15 protein-coding genes are annotated in these 18,163 nt (G+C 68.9%); 5 read left to right on the forward strand and 10 right to left on the reverse strand.

Features of this window, described 5'->3' with window-relative positions; all coding sequences use genetic code 11:
* Positions 1-20 precede the first annotated feature (20 nt).
* The 5 genes from cydC to ACWGO6_RS05905 are packed head-to-tail and all read right to left on the reverse strand — an operon-like array spanning position 21 to position 6,543.
* Positions 21-1,712 (reverse strand): thiol reductant ABC exporter subunit CydC, encoded by a 1,692-nt coding sequence (gene cydC / locus ACWGO6_RS05885; protein WP_452326149.1) that lies wholly within the window; start codon positions 1,710-1,712, stop codon positions 21-23.
* Positions 1,709-3,385, reverse strand: coding sequence for a thiol reductant ABC exporter subunit CydD (gene cydD, locus ACWGO6_RS05890; RefSeq protein WP_452326150.1), 1,677 nt, complete (start codon positions 3,383-3,385; stop codon positions 1,709-1,711). Before cydD ends, cydC begins: the two co-directional genes overlap by 4 nt.
* Positions 3,382-4,410, reverse strand: a complete 1,029-nt coding sequence (cydB, locus tag ACWGO6_RS05895) for a cytochrome d ubiquinol oxidase subunit II (protein ID WP_136041596.1) — start codon at positions 4,408-4,410, stop codon at positions 3,382-3,384. The genes cydD and cydB overlap by 4 nt, the downstream gene beginning before the upstream one ends.
* A gap of 14 nt (positions 4,411-4,424) precedes the next feature.
* Positions 4,425-5,840, reverse strand: coding sequence for a cytochrome ubiquinol oxidase subunit I (locus ACWGO6_RS05900; RefSeq protein ID WP_452326151.1), 1,416 nt, complete (start codon positions 5,838-5,840; stop codon positions 4,425-4,427).
* Entirely contained in the window at positions 5,827-6,543 is a 717-nt protein-coding gene (locus ACWGO6_RS05905; RefSeq protein WP_452326152.1) for an ArsR family transcriptional regulator, read from the reverse strand. Before ACWGO6_RS05905 ends, ACWGO6_RS05900 begins: the two co-directional genes overlap by 14 nt.
* A gap of 100 nt (positions 6,544-6,643) precedes the next feature.
* On the opposite strand from ACWGO6_RS05905, the gene radA reads away from it, so the two are divergent.
* Positions 6,644-8,011, forward strand: coding sequence for a DNA repair protein RadA (gene radA, locus ACWGO6_RS05910; RefSeq protein ID WP_452326153.1), 1,368 nt, complete (start codon positions 6,644-6,646; stop codon positions 8,009-8,011).
* A gap of 30 nt (positions 8,012-8,041) precedes the next feature.
* Here radA and ACWGO6_RS05915 read toward each other — a convergent pair whose 3' ends face one another.
* The 4 genes from ACWGO6_RS05915 to ACWGO6_RS05930 form a co-directional block, all read right to left on the reverse strand.
* On the reverse strand, positions 8,042-8,452 hold the full coding sequence (locus ACWGO6_RS05915) for a dehydrogenase (protein ID WP_452326154.1): 411 nt from the start codon (positions 8,450-8,452) through the stop codon (positions 8,042-8,044).
* A 352-nt stretch (positions 8,453-8,804) separates the two neighbouring features.
* Entirely contained in the window at positions 8,805-9,446 is a 642-nt protein-coding gene (locus ACWGO6_RS05920; protein WP_452326155.1) for a hypothetical protein, read from the reverse strand.
* A 65-nt stretch (positions 9,447-9,511) separates the two neighbouring features.
* A complete protein-coding gene (locus tag ACWGO6_RS05925) occupies positions 9,512-10,012 on the reverse strand; it encodes an amino-acid N-acetyltransferase (RefSeq protein WP_029262444.1) in 501 nt (166 codons plus the stop codon).
* Positions 10,013-10,234: 222 nt separating this feature from the next.
* Positions 10,235-12,769 carry an ATP-dependent Clp protease ATP-binding subunit gene (locus tag ACWGO6_RS05930; protein WP_452326156.1) on the reverse strand — a complete coding sequence of 845 codons (2,535 nt, stop codon included), beginning with the start codon at positions 12,767-12,769 and terminating at the stop codon, positions 10,235-10,237.
* 176 nt (positions 12,770-12,945) lie between these two features.
* Between ACWGO6_RS05930 and ACWGO6_RS05935 the strand changes: the two genes are divergently transcribed.
* From ACWGO6_RS05935 to ACWGO6_RS05950, 4 genes are all read left to right on the forward strand, one after another.
* On the forward strand, positions 12,946-13,569 hold the full coding sequence (locus tag ACWGO6_RS05935; protein WP_452326157.1) for a hypothetical protein: 624 nt from the start codon (positions 12,946-12,948) through the stop codon (positions 13,567-13,569).
* Complete coding sequence (locus ACWGO6_RS05940) at positions 13,569-14,342, forward strand: hypothetical protein (protein WP_452326158.1); 774 nt, start codon at positions 13,569-13,571, stop codon at positions 14,340-14,342. The genes ACWGO6_RS05935 and ACWGO6_RS05940 overlap by 1 nt, the downstream gene beginning before the upstream one ends.
* On the forward strand, positions 14,339-14,575 hold the full coding sequence (locus ACWGO6_RS05945) for a helix-turn-helix domain-containing protein (RefSeq protein ID WP_136041587.1): 237 nt from the start codon (positions 14,339-14,341) through the stop codon (positions 14,573-14,575). Before ACWGO6_RS05940 ends, ACWGO6_RS05945 begins: the two co-directional genes overlap by 4 nt.
* Positions 14,576-14,786: 211 nt before the next feature.
* Complete coding sequence (locus tag ACWGO6_RS05950; RefSeq protein ID WP_205820276.1) at positions 14,787-16,214, forward strand: dicarboxylate/amino acid:cation symporter; 1,428 nt, start codon at positions 14,787-14,789, stop codon at positions 16,212-16,214.
* Positions 16,215-16,276: 62 nt separating this feature from the next.
* Here the strand turns inward: ACWGO6_RS05950 and ACWGO6_RS05955 are convergent, their stop codons facing one another.
* Positions 16,277-18,007 carry a cation:proton antiporter gene (locus tag ACWGO6_RS05955; protein ID WP_136041586.1) on the reverse strand — a complete coding sequence of 577 codons (1,731 nt, stop codon included), beginning with the start codon at positions 18,005-18,007 and terminating at the stop codon, positions 16,277-16,279.
* Between the last annotated feature and the right edge of the window lie 156 nt (positions 18,008-18,163).

The following is an 18,163-nucleotide window of genomic DNA, read 5'->3' on the forward strand; positions in this document are numbered from 1 at the left end:
AGCGCCTGCGCGAACGCGCCTCAGCGCGTGCGACCGCCGTCGAGCCGCACCACGCGGTCGACCGTTCCTGCCGGCGGCGCCACGTGCGAGATGAGCAGCACCGACTGCTCCCCCGCCGCCTCGAGCAGGTCGCGCAGCAGGGCGTCCGATGCGTCGGGATCCACGCCCGCCGTCGGCTCGTCGAGGACCAGCACGGGGAAGCCGCGCAGCAGCGCGCGGGCGAGGGCGATGCGCTGCGCCTGACCACCCGACACGAGCGCGCCACGGTCACCGACCCTCGCATCGAGGCCACCGCGCTCCCGGGCCCACTCCCCGAGGCCGACACGGTCGAGCACGGCGTACAGTTCGTCGTCGGTCGCCGTATCGCGGGCGAAGAGCAGGTTCTGGCGGATGTCCTCGTCGAACAGTTGGGGGCTCTGCTCGCACAGGCCGATCACGCGTCGCAGCGCCGGCCCCGACAGCCCCGCCGCATCCCGCCCGTCGACCAGGTAGTCGCCCTCCACGCGGAGGAAGCCGACGAGGGCAGCCGCGAGCGAGCTCTTGCCCGCCCCGCTCGGCCCCGCGACCAGCACCCTCTCCCCCGGCTCCAGATCGAGGTCGACACCCGTCAGCGCGGGAGCACCACCGGGCCAGTTCGCACGGACCCCGCGCATCCGGATCGTCGGCGTGCCGTCGAGCTCGATGTCGTCGCCCCCGTCGGGCCGGAGCTCGTCCGGCATCCGCTCCGGCAGCGCGTCGACGATGCGTTCCGCGCTCGAACGGACGCTCCGCCAGGATGCCGCAGCCACCGGAACCGCGCCGAAGATCTCGAACACCACCATCGGCACGAGAACCGCCACGGCCAGCCACGGTCCGTCGATCGAGCCGTCGGCGAGCCCGGGTGCAGCGGCGGCGAGAGCCCAGACGGATGCTGCCCCGGCGACCGCGGACACGACGCCCGCCGCGATGGCCTGAGCGAGCGAAGCACGGTCGACGACGCGTCGCAGGCCCGCGTCGGCCGCCGCGATCCGCTCGCGTGCCTGCTCCTCCGCACCGTAGGCCAGGAGCACGTCGAGGCTGCCGAAGTAGTCGACGAGCGCGGCCGAGAGCTCGGCCCGTCGCACGGACACGAGGGCTTCGGCACGCGAGCCGAACACCCAGCCGAGTCCGATCGCCGCGGCCGCCGCGATCAACAGGCAGACCGCCAGCGTGAGGGCCGCCGGTGGAGAGACGAACGCGATGAAACCGACGGCCCCGACCGCCACGAGCGCGGCGACCCCGAGCGGCTGCACCACGCGCAACGGCAGGTTCTGCAGGTTCTCGACGTCGTCCACGAGCGCGGTGAGCATCTGTCCGCGATCCGTCGTGCCGAGACCGGCCGGCGAGAGCGGGGTCAGTCGCCGCACCATGTCGGCACGTGTCGAGGCGAGCTGTCGCAGCGCCGCATCATGTCCGCTGAGGCGCTCGAGGTACCGGGTGACCGCACGGGACACCGCGAAGAACCGCACGCCGACGACCGCGATCGACAGCGGCACGAGCGAGTCCACGATGGAGGCGCTCACGATCAGCCAACCACTCACCGCCAGCAGGCTCACCGCGGCGGCGGCCGACAGCACACCCCAGAGCAGACCGGGGAGGAAGCGTCCGATCGGCGGCTGCGCGAGCTTCAGGACGTCGCGGATGCGGTCGCTGCGCGAGTGCAGGGTGTCTGGTTCAGGGCGGCGCGCGGTCATGCGTTCACCCCCAGCGTCACCACGTGGTCGGCGATGTCCCGCGCCGTGCGACGGTGCGAGACCAGGAGGATCATCGCGCCGGCATCCGCTCGCGCGCGCAGCGACCGCCAGAGCCGGGCCTCGGTGTCGGGGTCGAGAGCACTCGAGGGCTCATCGAGCGCGAGCACCCGGCGCGGGTCGGAGGCCTGGCGATACAGAGCCCGGGCGACCGCGACCCGCTGCGCCTGACCTCCCGACAGGCCGCTGCCCTGTACGCCGAGCTCGAGGGCGGGGTCGATGCCCTCGGCGCACGCGGCGTCGAGGGTCTCGCGGATGCGGTCGGCATCCGGGGCCGGATCGCCGAGGGCAATGTTCTCCGCCACGGTCCCCCGCATCAGCCCCGGAGTCTGTCCGGCCCAGGCGAGCCACGCCGCCGGGGAGAGCCCGCGGATGTCGTGCCCGTCGAAAGCGGCCGCGCCGTCGAAGTCGGCCGCGCCACGAAGCGCCGCGACCAGCGACGACTTCCCCGCCCCGCTCGGTCCCTCGATCAGGGTGATCGTTCCCGGCTCGGCCGCGAACGACACGGGCGGCAGCTCCCGCACGCGCAGCCCGTCGACCACGAGGGCGCCTGCATCCGCCGCACCCGCCGCATCCGCCGGTCCCACCTGCAGGATCGATTCACGGATGCCGGGCGCATTGCCGGCGATTCCTCCTGCATCCGTGGAAACGTCCTGCATCTGTACCCGAGCCCGCGCCGCGTCGAGCACCTCGAACACGTCCTCCGTCGCCGCAACCCCCTCGGCGGCCGCGTGGAACTGCACACCCACCTGTCGGATCGGCAGGAACGCCTCGGGCGCGAGCAGCAGCACGAACAGCCCGACTTCGAGCGTCAGGTCGCCCGACAGCAGCCGGAACCCGACCGACACCGCGATCAGCGCGACCGCGAGCGAGGCCAGCAGCTCCATCGCGAAGCCGGACAGGAAGGAGAACCGCAGCACCTTCATGGTCTCGCGGCGGTATTCGTCGGCCGTGACCTCGATGCGGTCGGCCGCACGGCGGTCACGCCCGAACAGCCGCAGCGTCGACAGCCCCTGCACCGTGTCGGCGAAGCGCGCGGCGAGACGCTGCAGCGTCTGCCACTGCCGCGTCTGCACGGTCCGGGTCGCCATCCCGATCAGGATGAGGAACAGCGGGATGAGCGGCAGGGTGATGATCGCGGTGAGCCCGCTCGGCCAGTCCTGCCACCACATCACCGCGACGAGCACCGGCGTCGCGATCACGGTCAGCACGAGTTGCGGGATGTAGCGCGCGAAGTAGGCGTCGAGGGCTTCCAGTCCGTGCCCGGCGGTCACCGCGAGCGCGGTCTGGTTCCGCTGCGCGAGCCAGCCTGGTCCCAACCGGCCGACCGCGGAGATCAGGGCCGAGCGCAGCTGCATCCCGGTCTTCGCGGCCGCGCGCGTGCCCGCGGCATCCGATGCGGCGATCAGCAGTCCGCGCAGCAGCGCCGTGGCCAGCAGCCACAGCAGCGATGCCGTGACGTCGCGCCCCGCGATCGCCCCGGTGACGGCATCCGTCAGCAGCCAGGCGAAGACGATCACGACCGCGGTCTGGACGACGCCGATCAACGCGGATGCCGCGAGGAACCCCCTCGCGGCACCCGCGTATCGCAGCAGTCTCGGGTCGACGGGTTTCACGCGTGCGCCGGAGCCCCCTCGATGGATTTCCGGGTGACACGCTTGCGGAACACCCAATAGGTCCACGCCTGGTAGGCGAGCACGAGCGGCATCGCGATCAGGGCGGTCCAGCTCATGATCTGCAGCGTATACGGAGTGCTGGAGGCGTTGGCGATCGTGAGGCTGTAGGCCGGGTCGATCGTCGACGGCATCACGAACGGGAAGAGCGCGCAGAACAGCATGACCACGGCGAACAGCACCGTGAGCATCCCGGAGAAGAACGCCCAGCCGTCACGCCGGACCAGCGAGAACCCGACGGCCGCGATGAGGCTGACCGCGGCGAGCGCGCCCGCACCGATGACGAGCCAGAGCAGCGGAGCCTCGCGCCCCATCGCGATCGCGACGGTCCAGATCACGGTGGCCGCCGCGACGAGGATCGTCGGGATGGCAGCCCTCTTCGCGAGGCGCCGCGCATCCTCGTGCACCTGCCCGTCGGTCTTGAGTGCGACGAACAGCACGCCGTGCAGGAAGAACAGCAGCAGCGTGGTGACGCCGACCAGCAGCGCATACGGGTTGAGCAGCGCGAAGAAGCCGCCGACGTAGATGTGGTTCTCGTCGATCGCCACACCCTGCACGATGTTGCCGAAGGCGACACCCCACAGCAGCGCCGGGACGACCGAGCCGATCACGATCATCCGGTCGAAGCCGGCCTTCCACTTCTTGCTCTCACGCTGATGCCGATACTCGAACGAGACGCCGCGCAGGATCAGCGCGAGCAGGATCAGCAGCAGCGGCAGGTAGAAGCCGCTGAACAGCGTGGCGTACCACTCGGGGAACGACGCGAACAGCACGGCGCCGGCGACGATGACCCAGGTCTCGTTGAGATCCCAGACCGGACCGATCGTGTTGATGACCTGTCGGCGCGAGACGTCGTCCTTGCCGAGGAACGGCAGCGACATGCCGACGCCGAAGTCGAACCCGTCGAGCACGAAGTAGCCCACGAAGAAGAAGGCGACGATGAAGAACCAGAGTGTTGCGAGATCCATGATGCTCCTCCCTCTCAGTAGACGACCGACGGCAGCTGGGCCGTCTCCTCGTGCGGTTGCTCGTCGGTGTCCGGTCCCTTCTGCGCGGCCCGGATGATGAGGCGGATCTCGACGACGGCGAGCGCCGCGTAGATCGCCGTGAACGAGATCAGCGAGATCAGCACCTCGAGGCCGCTGACGCCGGGCGAGACACCGTCCTGGGTGGTCATCAACCCGAACACGATCCAGGGCTGTCTGCCCATCTCGGTGAAGACCCAGCCCATGATGTTGGCGGCCAGCGCGAGCGGGAACGACCAGATCGCGAGCTTCCACATCCACGGCGCCGGGTGCTTCTTGGCGCCCTTGCGGGTGAGCCACAGACCGGCGACGGCGACGAGCGCGGCGGCGATGCCCAGGCCGATCATCCAGCGGAACGCCCAGTACGTGATCCACAGGACCGGGGCGAATTCCGTCAGCCCCGTGGCGGCGTATGTCTGGGCGTACTCGGCGTTCAGGTCGTTGATGCCGTGCACACACGCGTCGAGGGTGTGCGTCGACAGCAGCGACAGCAGGTACGGGACGCGGATGGAGAACAGTTCGGAGGTGCCGTCGGGTGTGCCCAGGGTGAAGAGGCTGAACGAAGCGTCCGGCCCGCAGACCGTGTTGAAGGTCGCCTCCGCTGCCGCCATCTTCATCGGCTGCGCGGCATACATCGCGAGTCCCAGCTGGTCACCCGTGAGCACGACCCCGGCGGTGGAGACGATCATCGCCCACAGGCCGAACTTGAGGGAGATGCGCATGGTGTCGAAGTGCTGGCCGCGAGAGAGGTGCCAGGCCGAGACCGAGATCACGACGCCGGCGGCGAACATGAACGCGCCGAAGATCGTGTGCGGGAACGCGGCGAGCGCGACGGGGTTGGTCAGCAGTGCCCAGAAGTCGGTCAGCTCTGCGCGGTTGGTCGCCTCGTTGAACGTGTAGCCGACCGGGTTCTGCATGAACGCGTTGGCCGCGATGATGAAGTACGCCGAGAGGATGCTGCCGATCGAGACGCACCAGATCGTGGCGAGGTGCAGCTTCTGCGGGAGCTTGTCCCAACCGAAGATCCACAGTCCGATGAAGGTCGCCTCGAAGAAGAAGGCCAGCAGACCCTCGAACGCGAGCGGGGCGCCGAACACGTCGCCGACGAAGCGGGAGTAGTCCGACCAGTTCATCCCGAACTGGAACTCCTGCACGATGCCCGTAACGACACCCATGGCGAAGTTGATCAGGAAGATCTTGCCGAAGAAGCGGGTCAGGTGCAGGTACTGCACCTTGCCGGTGCGCACCCAGGCGGTCTGGAAGATCGCGGCCACCAGGGCCATGCCGATCGTCAGCGGCACGAACAGGTAGTGATAGACGGTCGTCAGCCCGAATTGCCATCGGGCGAGAGCGAGCGGATCAAGCCATTCCATGCGCTACTCCTGTTCTGTGAGGCCGTTGCCCCGCGCCGTGACGCCGCAGCGTCGTTCCCTCGGCCGGCCGCGCCGTGGCGTCGCGCAGCTGGACGGTGCAGTCCGAAGCGAGGACGGCGTCGTGGACGCACTCGGCTTCGAGTGGTCCGCCGGCCTCGTTCAGCACGCTCTGCATGAGTTCGAGGTGCACGCGGCACAGCATCGGGCGGTCCTCGGAACGACTGGCCGCGTGCGGGCACGGGCTGAGGTCGACGGTGAGGCTGCCGTCGTCGACCACGGGTTCGACGCCGCTCTCCTCCAGGTGCTCGACCAACGCGTCGAGCTGATAGGTGGCCTCGCGGCCGAGGTCGGACCCCGCGTCGGGGATCATGCTGCGCATCAGGTCTCCGCGGCGTGCGGCCGCCTTGGCCTTGTCGCGCGCCACCGGGCTCGACGCCCCCGGCGCGCCTGTGGCTGCCCGGTAGAGGGTGCGCGGCCGCCCTCGCGTCGTGCGGTGCTCGACCGTCGGGATCACGTGGCCGCCTTCGATCAGGCGCTGCAGGTGCTCACGGACGGTGTTGGGATGCAGATCCGTGGCTGCGCACAGTTCCGCGATCGTGAGTTCCGCGCGCCCCGTCGTGCTTCCCGCTTCGAAGAGCAGATGCAGGATCTGCACCCGGGAGTAGCTCGATATCGGCCCGCAAACGGACCCGCCGTTGGCCATGATCCCAGTATCCCGTGATACCGGCTGGTTTCACCTCTACCCGGCCGTGAATAAACACCTGGTCGATAGGGATGTCCGATCCCGGCGATAGCCTGGGGGCATGGCCACCCGTAAACCCGCTCCCCCCGCCTATGTGTGCACGGAATGCGGGTGGACCACCGCGAAGTGGGTGGGCCGCTGCGGCGAATGCCAGCAGTGGGGCACCGTGCAGGAGCAGGCCGCACAGACCGGCATCCTCCGACGCGTGGGGCCCATCGCGCCGACGGCGGATCGTGCGGCCCGACCCATCACGCAGATCACGACGCAGGATGCTCCGCGGCGCTCGAGCGGGGTCGGGGAGTTCGACCGCGTGCTCGGCGGCGGCATCGTGCCCGGAGCCGCGATCCTGCTCAGCGGTGAGCCGGGCGTCGGCAAATCGACCCTGCTGCTCGAGGTCGCAGCGCAGGCGGCTCGCGGCGGGCGCCGCGTCCTCTACGCGAGCGCCGAGGAGTCTCCGGGTCAGGTGCGGCTGCGCGCCGAACGCACCGGCGCCCTGCACGACGAGCTGTACCTGGCGAGCGAGACCGACCTGGCGACGATCCTCGGCCACATCGACGAGGTGAAGCCACAGCTCGTCATCGTCGACTCGGTGCAGACGGTCTCGTCGTCGCTGATCGACGGCGCCGCCGGGCAGCCGAGTCAGGTACGCGAAGTCGCGGCGACCCTGATCCGCATCGCGAAGGACCGCGATCTGCCGATCATCATCGTGGGCCACGTGACCAAAGACGGCCAGGTCGCCGGCCCCCGTGTGCTCGAGCACCTGGTCGACGTGGTGTGCCACTTCGAGGGCGACCGGCAGACGTCGCTGCGCTTCATCCGCGCGCTCAAGAACCGCTTCGGCCCGACCGACGAGGTCGGCTGCTTCGAGATGACGGGCGACGGGATCGCCGAGGTGCCCGACCCCTCGGGCCTCTTCCTCTCGCAGGGGGCCACCGAGCCGGGGACCTGCGTGGCGATCTCGCTCGACGGGCGTCGCACGCTGCCGGTCGAGGTGCAGGCACTCACCGTTCCGAGCAACGCCCCCAACCCCCGCCGCATCGTGCACGGGGTCGACTCCTCGCGGGTGGCCATGGTGCTGGCCATTCTCGAGCGGCGCGCGAACATCAAGACGAGTACCCTCGACGTCTACGTGTCGACGGTGGGCGGCGTGCGCTTCACCGAACCGGCCGCCGATCTCGCGATCGCCATCGCCGTGGCCGGATCCATCCAGCAGTTCTCGGTGCCGCGGACCGTCGCCGCCGTGGGCGAGCTCAGCCTCGCGGGCGAGATCCGTCCGGTCACCCAGGCGGCGCAGCGTCGATCCGAAGCCGCCCGGCTCGGCTACGAGCAGGTCGTCGACGACCGGTCGAAGACCCTCCGCGCCGCACTCGGCGATGTGCGGGCACGCAACACCTCACGCCGTGCCGATCGCGACATCCCGCCGTTCTGATCGCCGCTGTGCCTCTCGAAGGGCTCGCTCTCAGGCGTCGAGCGCCTTGAGCAGCTCGGCCGGGTCCGCCTGCATCGGGTGCGGGCCCGCGATGTCGAGGAACACGGTCGTGATCGGGTGCGCCGCCAGGAATCGTCGCAGCCAGTCGGCCGAGTAGATGCCCACGCCGGGCGGGAGGTTGGCCGGCTTGTTCTTCGCGTCGCTGAACAGCAGCAGCGCGAGGTCGCCGGTGTCCGCGTCGCGGTAGGTCCACACCTCGCCGCTGTCGAGCGGATTGTCGCGGGCTCCCGGCTTGATCAGCGGCACGACCGTGGTGCCGTTGCGGAGGGCGAGAGCGACCGCGGCGACGTCCTGCTTCTCGAGGGCCAGCGCCAAAGCCTCCGACCGGAAGTCTTCGGGGGCGGGCTTCTTCTTCCCGGGTTTCGCCTTCTTCGCTGCCATGCATCCAGCTTAGGCAGACGGCGGAGTGCAGCGCGCGGAAACGACAGCGGAGACGTAAGGGGCCCTCTCGAGTCCTCCATTGGGGACTGGGGTACTCGAGAGGGCCCTCGGACTCTCGGAGCGGCGGTGTCGAAGCGCTGGGGACGCTGTAGTTCGACGCCACTGGGGATGGCATGGTGCCGCATGATGCGGAGAGTCACCTCAATGGTATCCCAAAGATCCGCACCTGTCTGCCTCAGACGGCCAACGTTCACCAGGTCGTGTCTTTCCGCACGGGAAACCGCTCGGTGCGACGCATTTCGAAGGCGTTGCGGGCCGATCGCTTCGAACTGCGAACGACGGATTCCGCGGGTCAGTAGAGCAGGATCTGGGTGGTCGTGAGGCTCGTGAACCCGCCGATCGACACCTCGACGTGGTACGAGGCTCCTCCACCGGGAGCACGCTGACGGTTCTCCTGGTCACAGGTCTCGACGCTCGAACGTGTGCGATCCCAGGTCACCGGGTCCTTGCTGGTGACCGTCGTGCCGGCGGTGAGCGTGGCGATCATGCTGCTCGGGTTCTCCTGGCAGTCCGTGGACCGCCACCAGACGTCGGCGCCGCTGGAGATCGTGAAGACCTGCGTCGTCGAGCCGACGTCGAGCGTGCAGTCCTTCGTGCCCTTGTTGGTGAGCGAGATGGAGAGCTTCGGCAGAACACCCGCCGGGTAGGTCTCCGCGTCGGTGACGGCTGTGACCTCGACGTCTTTCGCCTCGCACGCCACGATCGCCGGCGTCTGCTCCGCGGAAGGACTCGGCGACGGCGACTCGGAATCGGTCGGAGTCGTCGTGGGCGTCTCCGACGACGAGGAGGTCGGCTTCGGAGAGGCATCCGCGGCGGCCCAGGGCTTCGCGATCAGGAGCCAGATCCCGACGCCGATGGCAGCGACGAACAGGATGAGCCCGATCACCACGACCAGTCGCCGACGACGATAGACGGCAGCGGAACGACGGGGCATGGTTCCAGGTTAAGCGATCCTGCCCGTGCAGCCTGGGAGGCCGGGCGGGGGTCTGGCCGGTGCCCTCAGAGCACCTTGAGCATGCGCGTGTTGCCGAGCGTGTTCGGCTTGACGTGAGCGAGATCGAGGAACTCCTCGACACCCGCGTCGCCGCTGCGCAGCAGCTGGGAGTACACGTCGGGGTCGACGACCTGTTCGCCGATCGGTGTGAAGCCGCGGCGGCTGAAGAACTCGACCTCGAACGTGAGGCAGAACAGGCGCGACAGCCCGAGCGTGCGTGCGTTCTCCTCGAGCCGGTCGACGATGGCCCGCCCGACACCGTGGTGGAGCCAGTCGTCCTGCACGAGCAGGGTGCGCACCTCGCCGAGGTCCTCCCAGAACACATGCAGCGCGCCGCATCCGATCAGCACGCCATCGGCCTCGGCGACGACGAACTCCTGCACGGCGCCGTAGAGCACCGCCAGATCTTTGCCGAGCAGGATGCGCTGCTCGACGAGAGGCTGCAGCAGGTTGCGGATGCCGACGATGTCGGCGCTGCGCGCCGGCCGGACGATGTACTCGCTCACGCATCCACCCTAGAACCCGCGACTCCGAGCCGTTCCCAGATGCGCCCAGTTTCGGAGATCCTCCCCGCGCGACACAACTTCGGAGATCCGCGACGACACGCCGGGACCCCGCGCCGGAGGACGGCGCGGCGTGCGCGATCTCCGAAGTTGTGCCGTCCTGCGCCGGACACAGGAAAGGGGCGGATGCCGCAGCATCCGCCCCTTTCGTGATTCAGCCGGAGGTCACTCCCCGCTGGCGACCGCCAGGTCGGGGGTGCCGGCGATCGCGCCGCCGCCGGTGTTGACGCCGACCGCGACGGGGCCGCCGTCGCGAGGGCCGTGCTCGAACAGGAACTCCCCGTCCTTCGCATCGACCTTCACGTGGTCACCGGAGTTGAGCTCGCCGTGCAGGATCTTCTCCGACAGACGGTCCTCGACCTCATGCTGCATCGCGCGACGCAGCGGTCGGGCGCCGAGCGCCGGGTCGAAGCCGATCTCGATGAGACGCTCCTTGGCGGCCTGGGACAGCTCGATCGTCATGTCGCGGTCCAGCAGACGCTCGCCGAGGCGCTTGGTGAACAGATCGACGATCTGCACCAGCTCGCTCTTCGACAGCTGCGGGAACACGATGATGTCGTCGACGCGGTTGAGGAACTCGGGCTTGAAGTGCCGCTTGAGCTCTTCGTTCACCTTGCCCTTCATCCGGTCGTAGCTGGTCGAGTCGTTGCCCTCGATCTGGAAGCCGACGGGACCACCCGCGATGTCGCGTGCACCGAGGTTGGTGGTCATGATGATGACCGTGTTCTTGAAGTCCACGATCCGACCCTGGCCGTCGGTGAGCCGACCCTCTTCGAGGATCTGCAGCAGCGAGTTGAAGATGTCGGGGTGGGCCTTCTCGATCTCGTCGAACAGCACCACGCTGAACGGCTTGCGGCGCACCTTCTCGGTGAGCTGGCCGCCCTCTTCGAATCCGACGAATCCGGGAGGGGCACCGAACAGACGCGAGACGGTGTGCTTCTCACCGAACTCGCTCATGTCGAGGGAGATGAGGGCTGCCTCGTCGTCGAACAGGAACTCGGCGAGGGCCTTGGCGAGCTCGGTCTTTCCGACACCCGTGGGTCCGGCGAAGATGAACGAGCCCGAGGGGCGCTTCGGGTCCTTGAGACCGGCACGCTGGCGACGGATCGTCTTGGAGAGGGCGGCGATCGCCTCTTCCTGACCGATGACGCGCTGGTGCAGAGCCTTCTCCATGAAGACGAGTCGGCTGGACTCCTCTTCCGTGAGCTTGAAGACGGGAATGCCGGTGGCCTGCGCGAGCACCTCGGCGATCAGGCCCTCATCGACGACCGCAGAGGTCGCGACATCGCCCGCACGCCACTGCTTCTCGAGACGCAGACGCTCGGCGAGAAGGCTCTTCTCCTCGTCGCGGAGGGAGGCGGCCTTCTCGAAGTCCTGCTCCTCGGAGGCGATCTCCTTCTGCTCGCGCACGGCGGCGATCTTCTCGTCGAACTCGCGCAGCTCGGGCGGGCTGGACAGGATCGACAGACGCAGGCGTGCGCCGGCCTCGTCGATCAGGTCGATGGCCTTGTCCGGGAGGAACCGGTCGGAGACGTAGCGGTCGGCGAGGTTCGCCGCGGCCACGATGGCGCCGTCGGTGATCTGCACCTTGTGGTGCGCCTCGTAGCGGTCGCGCAGTCCCTTGAGGATGTTGATCGCGTGCGGCAGCGTCGGCTCGTTGACCTGCACCGGCTGGAAGCGGCGCTCGAGCGCGGCATCCTTCTCGAAGTGCTTGCGGTACTCGTCGAGCGTGGTCGCACCGATCGTCTGCAGCTCACCACGGGCGAGCAGCGGCTTCAGGATGCTCGCCGCGTCGATCGCGCCCTCGGCGGCACCCGCACCCACGAGGGTGTGGATCTCGTCGATGAAGACGATGATGTCGCCGCGCGTGCGGATCTCCTTGGTGACCTTCTTCAGGCGCTCCTCGAAGTCACCGCGGTAGCGGGAACCGGCGATGAGCGATCCGAGGTCGAGCGAGTAGAGCTGCTTGTCCTTCAGCGTCTCGGGCACATCGCCCTTGACGATCGCCTGGGCCAGGCCCTCGACGACGGCGGTCTTGCCGACGCCGGGCTCGCCGATCAGGACGGGGTTGTTCTTGGAACGGCGGGAGAGGATCTGCATGACCCGCTCCGCCTCCTTCTCGCGCCCGATCACCGGGTCGAGCTTGTTGTCGCGCGCGGCCTGGGTGAGGTTGCGACCGAACTGGTCGAGCACCGCGGAACCACCCTGGGCTCCGGCCGGCGAGTCGTTGGTCTGCGCGCCGACGGATGCCGGCTCGCGGCCAGGGGCTCCGGAGAGCAGCTGGATGACCTGCTGACGGACCTTGTTGAGGTCGGCGCCGAGCTTGACGAGCACCTGAGCGGCGACGCCCTCGCCCTCACGGATGAGGCCGAGCAGGATGTGCTCGGTGCCGATGTAGTTGTGACCGAGCTGCAGAGCCTCGCGGAGGCTGAGCTCGAGCACCTTCTTGGCGCGCGGCGTGAACGGGATGTGCCCGGTCGGCTGCTGCTGGCCCTGGCCGATGATGTCCTGCACCTGCTCGCGCACGGCGTCGAGGGAGATGCCGAGGCTCTCGAGGGCCTTGGCGGCGACGCCTTCACCCTCGTGGATGAGGCCGAGCAGGATGTGCTCGGTCCCGATGTAGTTGTGGTTGAGCATCTTCGCCTCTTCTTGGGCGAGGACGACCACTCGACGGGCTCGGTCCGTGAATCTCTCGAACATGCTGTGACTCCTTATTCGCACGGGGCGAAGACGCGTGAAGCGCTTGTACATCGAGAGTAACCACCACGCAGGGCCGGTATGCCCGTGTTCGCCGTGGGCATACCGGGGGTTGACCGAGTTATCGACAGTCGTTATGTTAACGACAGTCGATAACAACCGAACCCCAGGAGGCAGCGATGCTCACCAGAGAAGGACGCCCCTCACTCGCCGACGGGATCGCCCTCGGACTCATCGCCACCGGCGCGGTCAGCGTCGGGATCGGCGCGATCGTCGCCGTCACCTCCGCCGCCTCCGAGATCTTCGGCGCGACGCCGACGGTGTCGATGCCCGTGCACGACGTCGACCTGACCGCGCTGGATGATGTCGCCGGTGTGAGCGCGGCGACGGTCGACACCGCACTCGTCACCGTGCCGGCCATGCCCACCGGCGCCCGCTGGATGCTGCTCCTCGAGGTGGCACTCCCGGCCCTCGCGACGGTGGCGTTGTGCGCCGGCGTCTGGTGGCTCGGAGTCTCGTTCATCCGCTCGCGCCCCTTCCGTGCATCGCTGGGCTGGATGTTCGGCGTCGCTGCATCTCTGATGATCGCCGGCTCGCTGTTCGGACAGTTAGCGGGAGGCATCGGCCGGGCCATGATCGTGCAGGACCTCGCGAACACCGACCCGCAAGTCGAGGATGTGCTGTGGACGCTCCTCCTGGAGTTCGACCTGGCGCCGGTGGGCTGGGCGTTCGCCCTCGCCCTCGTCGCCGGCCTGTTCGAGATCGGGCGCAGACTGCAGCGCGAAACGGAAGGACTCGTCTGATGCTCACCTTCGGATCGGATGAGCTCGGGCAGTCCCTGCTCTACATCGGCATCGGTCTCGGCGTGATCGCCCTGATCGTCGCGGTCGTCGTGTGGAACAGCCGCCGCCGCGGGAGCCGGACGGTCGCGCTCGATGCCGCCCTCACCCTCTCCGGATGGTGGATCCTGCTCGGGATCTTGAGCGCGGTGACCTACATCATCAAGGCGTTCACGGTCGACTGGGCCGAACTCGACGGGCAGACGTACGTCTACCTGGATTGGCCTGCGAACCTGCCCTGCTCCGAATTCGGCGACAGCGCGACGACGATGCTCATGTGTGGCAGCGAACCGCTCTCGGAGTTCACCGTCGGCAACGCGTCCCTCGGGCTCCGGCTGCTCGCCGCGGCGGCCCAGCTGAGCACGGTGGCTCTGACGACCATGCCCGCCGTGATCCTCGCGGTCATCTGCTTCCACACGCTGCGCGGGCGCGTGTTCTCGCGCACCGTCACGCGGGCTCTCGTGGGCGGTGCCATCGCGGTGCTCGTGTTCGGCATCGCGGCCGACCTGCTGGGCGGGATCGCCGCGACCGCCGGGCTGCGCGAGGTGTTCCCGCCCGACAGCGAGTGGTACCCCTCTGCCTATCAGCTGACCGTCACCCCTTTCCCCTTCGGAGCCGCGCTCGCGCTCGTCGCGCTCGCCGCCGTCTTCCGCCAGGGCATGCGCCTCGAACAGGACCGGGCTCGCCTGCAGCAGGAGACCGAGCGCCTGCAGAAGGATACGGAGGGCCTGGTGTGACGCCGGCCGAGAGCGACGACGAGCTCACCGGCATCCACTGCCGGCTCGACGAGCTGCTCGCCGACCGCGGGATGACGCTGACCGAGCTGAGCGCCACGGTGGGCGTGAGCATCGTGAACCTGTCGGTGCTGAAGAACGACCGCGCCCGCGCCATCCGCTACTCGACGCTGCGTGCGATCTGCGAGGCGCTCGACTGCTCCCCCGGCGACCTGCTGGTGCTCGCGCCGCGCTGACGGGGAACCCCGGTTCCGGTCGCAGTTCCTGCCGCTCGTGGCGCGTTCAGGCGGCAGGAAGTGCGACCGGAAGCAGGCCTGCCGGCTACACCGAGCGGATTCAGGCTCGAGCGTCATCCGGCGTCACATCCGCCCAGGGAATTCCCAGGCAGACATAGCGTTGAGCCTCAGGGCGCGCACTCGGCGCGCCGTGATTCTGGAGTCCCCACCCATGAGCACCACCGCACGCGCCCAGAAGGCGCCTGACACCCGCGGGCCGGTCCGGAAGCTGCTGACCTCGTTCGGCTTCCAGATCCTCGCTGCCCTCGTCCTCGGCATCGCCGCCGGTCTGATCGGCCGCCAGCTCGGGGCCACGGCAGAGAACCCGAACGGCCTGTCGGCCACCCTCGACACGATCGGCAGCTCGTACGTGACGCTGCTGCGCGCCGCCGTCGTCCCGTTGATCTTCACCGCGATCGTCGCGAGCATCTCGAACCTGCGCCGGGTGCAGAACGCCGCGCGCCTGGCCGGGCAGACCATCCTCTGGTTCGCGTTCACCGCCTTCATCGCCGTGATCATCGGCATCGTCCTCGGCCTCGTGATCCAGCCCGGCAGCCGCGCCGGCGAGGGCCTCGAGACCGGCGAGCCATACACCGTCGGCACCTGGTGGAACTTCCTGCTGGGCCTGATCCCGCAGAACTTCCTCGGCCTCACGGTCAGCACGTCGCCCGGCGAAGCCGACGGCACGTTCTCGTCGAGCGTCGGCTTCAACATCCTGCAGGTCATCGTGGTCGCTGCCGTCATCGGCATCGCGGCGCTCAAGGCCGGCAAGAAGGCCGAGCCCTTCCTGGTGTTCACCGAGTCGCTGCTGAAGGTCATCCAGCGCGTGCTGTGGTGGATCATCCGCATCGCCCCGCTCGGCACCTTCGGCCTCATCGGCTCGGCCGTGATCAAGTACGGCTGGGAGAAGCTCGCCTCCCTCGGCTGGTTCGCCGCCGCGGTCTACATCGGCCTCGCGCTCGTGCTGTTCGTCGTGTACCCGATCCTGGTGCGCACCAACGGCCTGTCGATCAAGCAGTACTTCTCGGGCGTCTGGCCCGCCGTGCAGCTGGCCTTCGTCAGCCGCTCCTCGATCGGCACGCTGCCCCTCACGGAGCGCGTCACCGAGCGCAACCTCGGCGTGCCCCGCTCCTACGCCTCGTTCGCCGTGCCGCTCGGCGCGACCACCAAGATGGACGGCTGCGCCGCGATCTACCCGGCCATCGCCGCGATCTTCGTCGCCCAGTTCTTCGGCATCGAGCTGAACTTCGTGCAGTACCTGCTGATCGTGATCGTCTCGGTCGTGGGCTCCGCAGCCACCGCCGGCACGACCGGCGCGGTCGTCATGCTGACGCTGACGCTGTCGACCCTGGGCCTGCCGCTCGAGGGCGTCGGACTGCTGCTCGCGATCGACCCGATCCTCGACATGGGCCGCACCGCGGTCAATGTCGCAGGTCAGGCGCTGATCCCGACCATCGTCGCCAAGCGCGAGGGCATCCTGAACGAGGAGCTCTACAACGCTCCCCGCGAGGGCCTGCCGTTCGCCGACGACTCCGGCGACGACGACGATGCTCCCGAGGCGGATGCCATCCCCGACAAGGAGCCGGTCGGCGCGCGCTGACTTCTCCACTCGCACAGAGCGCCTCACCCCTTCGCGGGGTGAGGCGCTCTCGCGTCTCGGGGTCAGGCCCGGCCGGGCTGGCGCGTGACACCGCGGGTGTCGAGTGCGAGCTCCTCGGCATCCATCGCCGCGATGAGTTCGCGCATCACCTCTTCGTCGAGATTGCCCGCGTCTCGCTCAGCGAGGAGGATCTCGCGGCGCACCTGCAGCCATCCCTTCGTCAGGGCCACGAGGTCGTCGTAGGACGGCCGGCTCGCGGCATCCTCCACCTTCTGGGCCTCGTCGGTGTCCTTCTCGACGCGGGTCATGCGCTTGGTGAACGCATCGAAGACGCTCAGGTCGACCTCGCCGTACTTCGCCTCCCACTCGCGGCGCTTCTCGGCGAGGAACTCCTTGCCGGCCTCGCGGCTCTTCGCCCTGACCTCGGCGAGCGCCTCTTCGTCCTCCTTCTCATCGGCGTCGCTGGCGATGCCGAGACCGCGGATGAGCAGCGGCAGCGTGAGCCCCTGCAGAAGGAGAGTGCCGACGGTGACGATGAAGGCGACCACCACGATGGCATGCGAGGCCTCCGTGTCGAGCGTCGCGAGGTCGGCAGCGGCCACCGCGATCGCGAGGGTGACGACCCCGCGCATCCCTGCCCAGGAGATGACGGCACTGTCTTTCCAGGTGAGCTGCAGCCCGGCCATCCGTTCGCGCACGATCTGACTGCGCAGCTCGTCCGTGCTGTACTGCCGCCAGCGCCTCGACTGCTTGCGGCGCTCGTCGAACTCTCCCGACTGGATGCCGCGGTCGACGCGGGCGAGCCTTCGGCGGTCCTGGAAGTTCGCCCAGGCACTCGTCGGATAGATGTAGAGAGGTCGCACGATCAGGACCACGAGCAGGACGGCACCCGAGAGCAGCAGGATGTGCCCGACCGACTCGCTGCCGAGATCGCGCAGCACCCGCGGGAACTGCAGTCCGATGTAGGCGAACACGAAGCTCTCCAGCAGCAGGTCGGCCGAGAGCCAGAGCGGCTTCTCCTGCTGGCGCGTCGTGTAGTCGGTGCGCGGGGAGTTGTAGCCGACGTAGAGACCCATCGCGACGACGGCGAGGACCCCGGAGCCCAGCAGATGCTCGGCGATCGCGTAGGCGCCGAAGGGAGCGAGGAGCCCGAACGTGCCGATTACGACCGCATCGCTGATGCGCATCCGCAGTTGATGCAGGACGATCCCGAACACGAGGCCGATACCGACGCCGATCGCGACCGCGAGCAGGAACTGCCCGATGCCCTCCCAGACCGAGACGGTCGCCCCGGCCAGGATCGCCGCGAACACCCGGTACAGCGTGAGCGAGGTGGCGTCGTTGATGAGGCTCTCGCCCGAGAGGACCGTCATGATGCGGCGCGGCAGACCGAGGCGGCGGCCGATCGCCGCGGCGGACACCGCGTCGGGCGGGGCGACGATCGCGCCGAGCAGCAGCGCGCCGGGAAGCGTGAGCGCGGGGAAGATCCACCAGGCCACGAAGCCGACGGCGAGGGCGGTGATGAGCACGAGCCAGATCCCGAGCCGGCGGATCTGCGGCAGGCTGCGCTTGAATCCGACGAAGGACACGTCCAGTGCGGCCGAGTACAGCAGCGGCGGCAGCACCAGGCTGAGGAGCAGGTGCCCGTCGATGTCGATGTCGGGCACGAACGGGAGGAACGATACGGCGAGCGCGACGACCGTCACGAGCAGCGGTGCCGGCCACCCTCGTGAGCGCGCGAACGCCGCCACCGCGACCGAGCCGACGAGGACGTAGAAGATACCCGCTTCCATGAGGGAAGCGTATCGCCGCCGACTTGCCGGCCCAGACCCCGGGCTGCCGCCGAAACCCCGGGCCGCGTGCAGCCACACCCCGGGGTCTCGGCGCGAAAGCGGGGTCTCGGCAGGTGGGACAAGGGGGAATGGAGGCGGCACGCCGCGCGTTGCAGG

The organism is Microbacterium sp. NPDC055665, from assembly GCF_053618035.1.

Excerpts from the sequence above, each read along its gene's own strand:
- cydC (WP_452326149.1), bottom strand. The coding sequence starts at position 1,712 with ATGACCGCGCGCCGCCCTGAACCAGACACCCTGCACTCGCGCAGCGAC.
- ACWGO6_RS05905 (WP_452326152.1), bottom strand. The coding sequence starts at position 6,543 with ATGGCCAACGGCGGGTCCGTTTGCGGGCCGATATCGAGCTACTCCCGG.
- ACWGO6_RS05955 (WP_136041586.1), bottom strand. The coding sequence starts at position 18,007 with ATGGAAGCGGGTATCTTCTACGTCCTCGTCGGCTCGGTCGCGGTGGCG.
- ACWGO6_RS05920 (WP_452326155.1), bottom strand. The coding sequence starts at position 9,446 with ATGCCCCGTCGTTCCGCTGCCGTCTATCGTCGTCGGCGACTGGTCGTG.
- ACWGO6_RS05940 (WP_452326158.1), top strand. The coding sequence starts at position 13,569 with ATGCTCACCTTCGGATCGGATGAGCTCGGGCAGTCCCTGCTCTACATC.
- ACWGO6_RS05935 (WP_452326157.1), top strand. The coding sequence starts at position 12,946 with ATGCTCACCAGAGAAGGACGCCCCTCACTCGCCGACGGGATCGCCCTC.
- ACWGO6_RS05900 (WP_452326151.1), bottom strand. The coding sequence starts at position 5,840 with ATGGAATGGCTTGATCCGCTCGCTCTCGCCCGATGGCAATTCGGGCTG.
- cydB (WP_136041596.1), bottom strand. The coding sequence starts at position 4,410 with ATGGATCTCGCAACACTCTGGTTCTTCATCGTCGCCTTCTTCTTCGTG.
- ACWGO6_RS05950 (WP_205820276.1), top strand. The coding sequence starts at position 14,787 with ATGAGCACCACCGCACGCGCCCAGAAGGCGCCTGACACCCGCGGGCCG.
- ACWGO6_RS05915 (WP_452326154.1), bottom strand. The coding sequence starts at position 8,452 with ATGGCAGCGAAGAAGGCGAAACCCGGGAAGAAGAAGCCCGCCCCCGAA.
- radA (WP_452326153.1), top strand. The coding sequence starts at position 6,644 with ATGGCCACCCGTAAACCCGCTCCCCCCGCCTATGTGTGCACGGAATGC.
- ACWGO6_RS05930 (WP_452326156.1), bottom strand. The coding sequence starts at position 12,769 with ATGTTCGAGAGATTCACGGACCGAGCCCGTCGAGTGGTCGTCCTCGCC.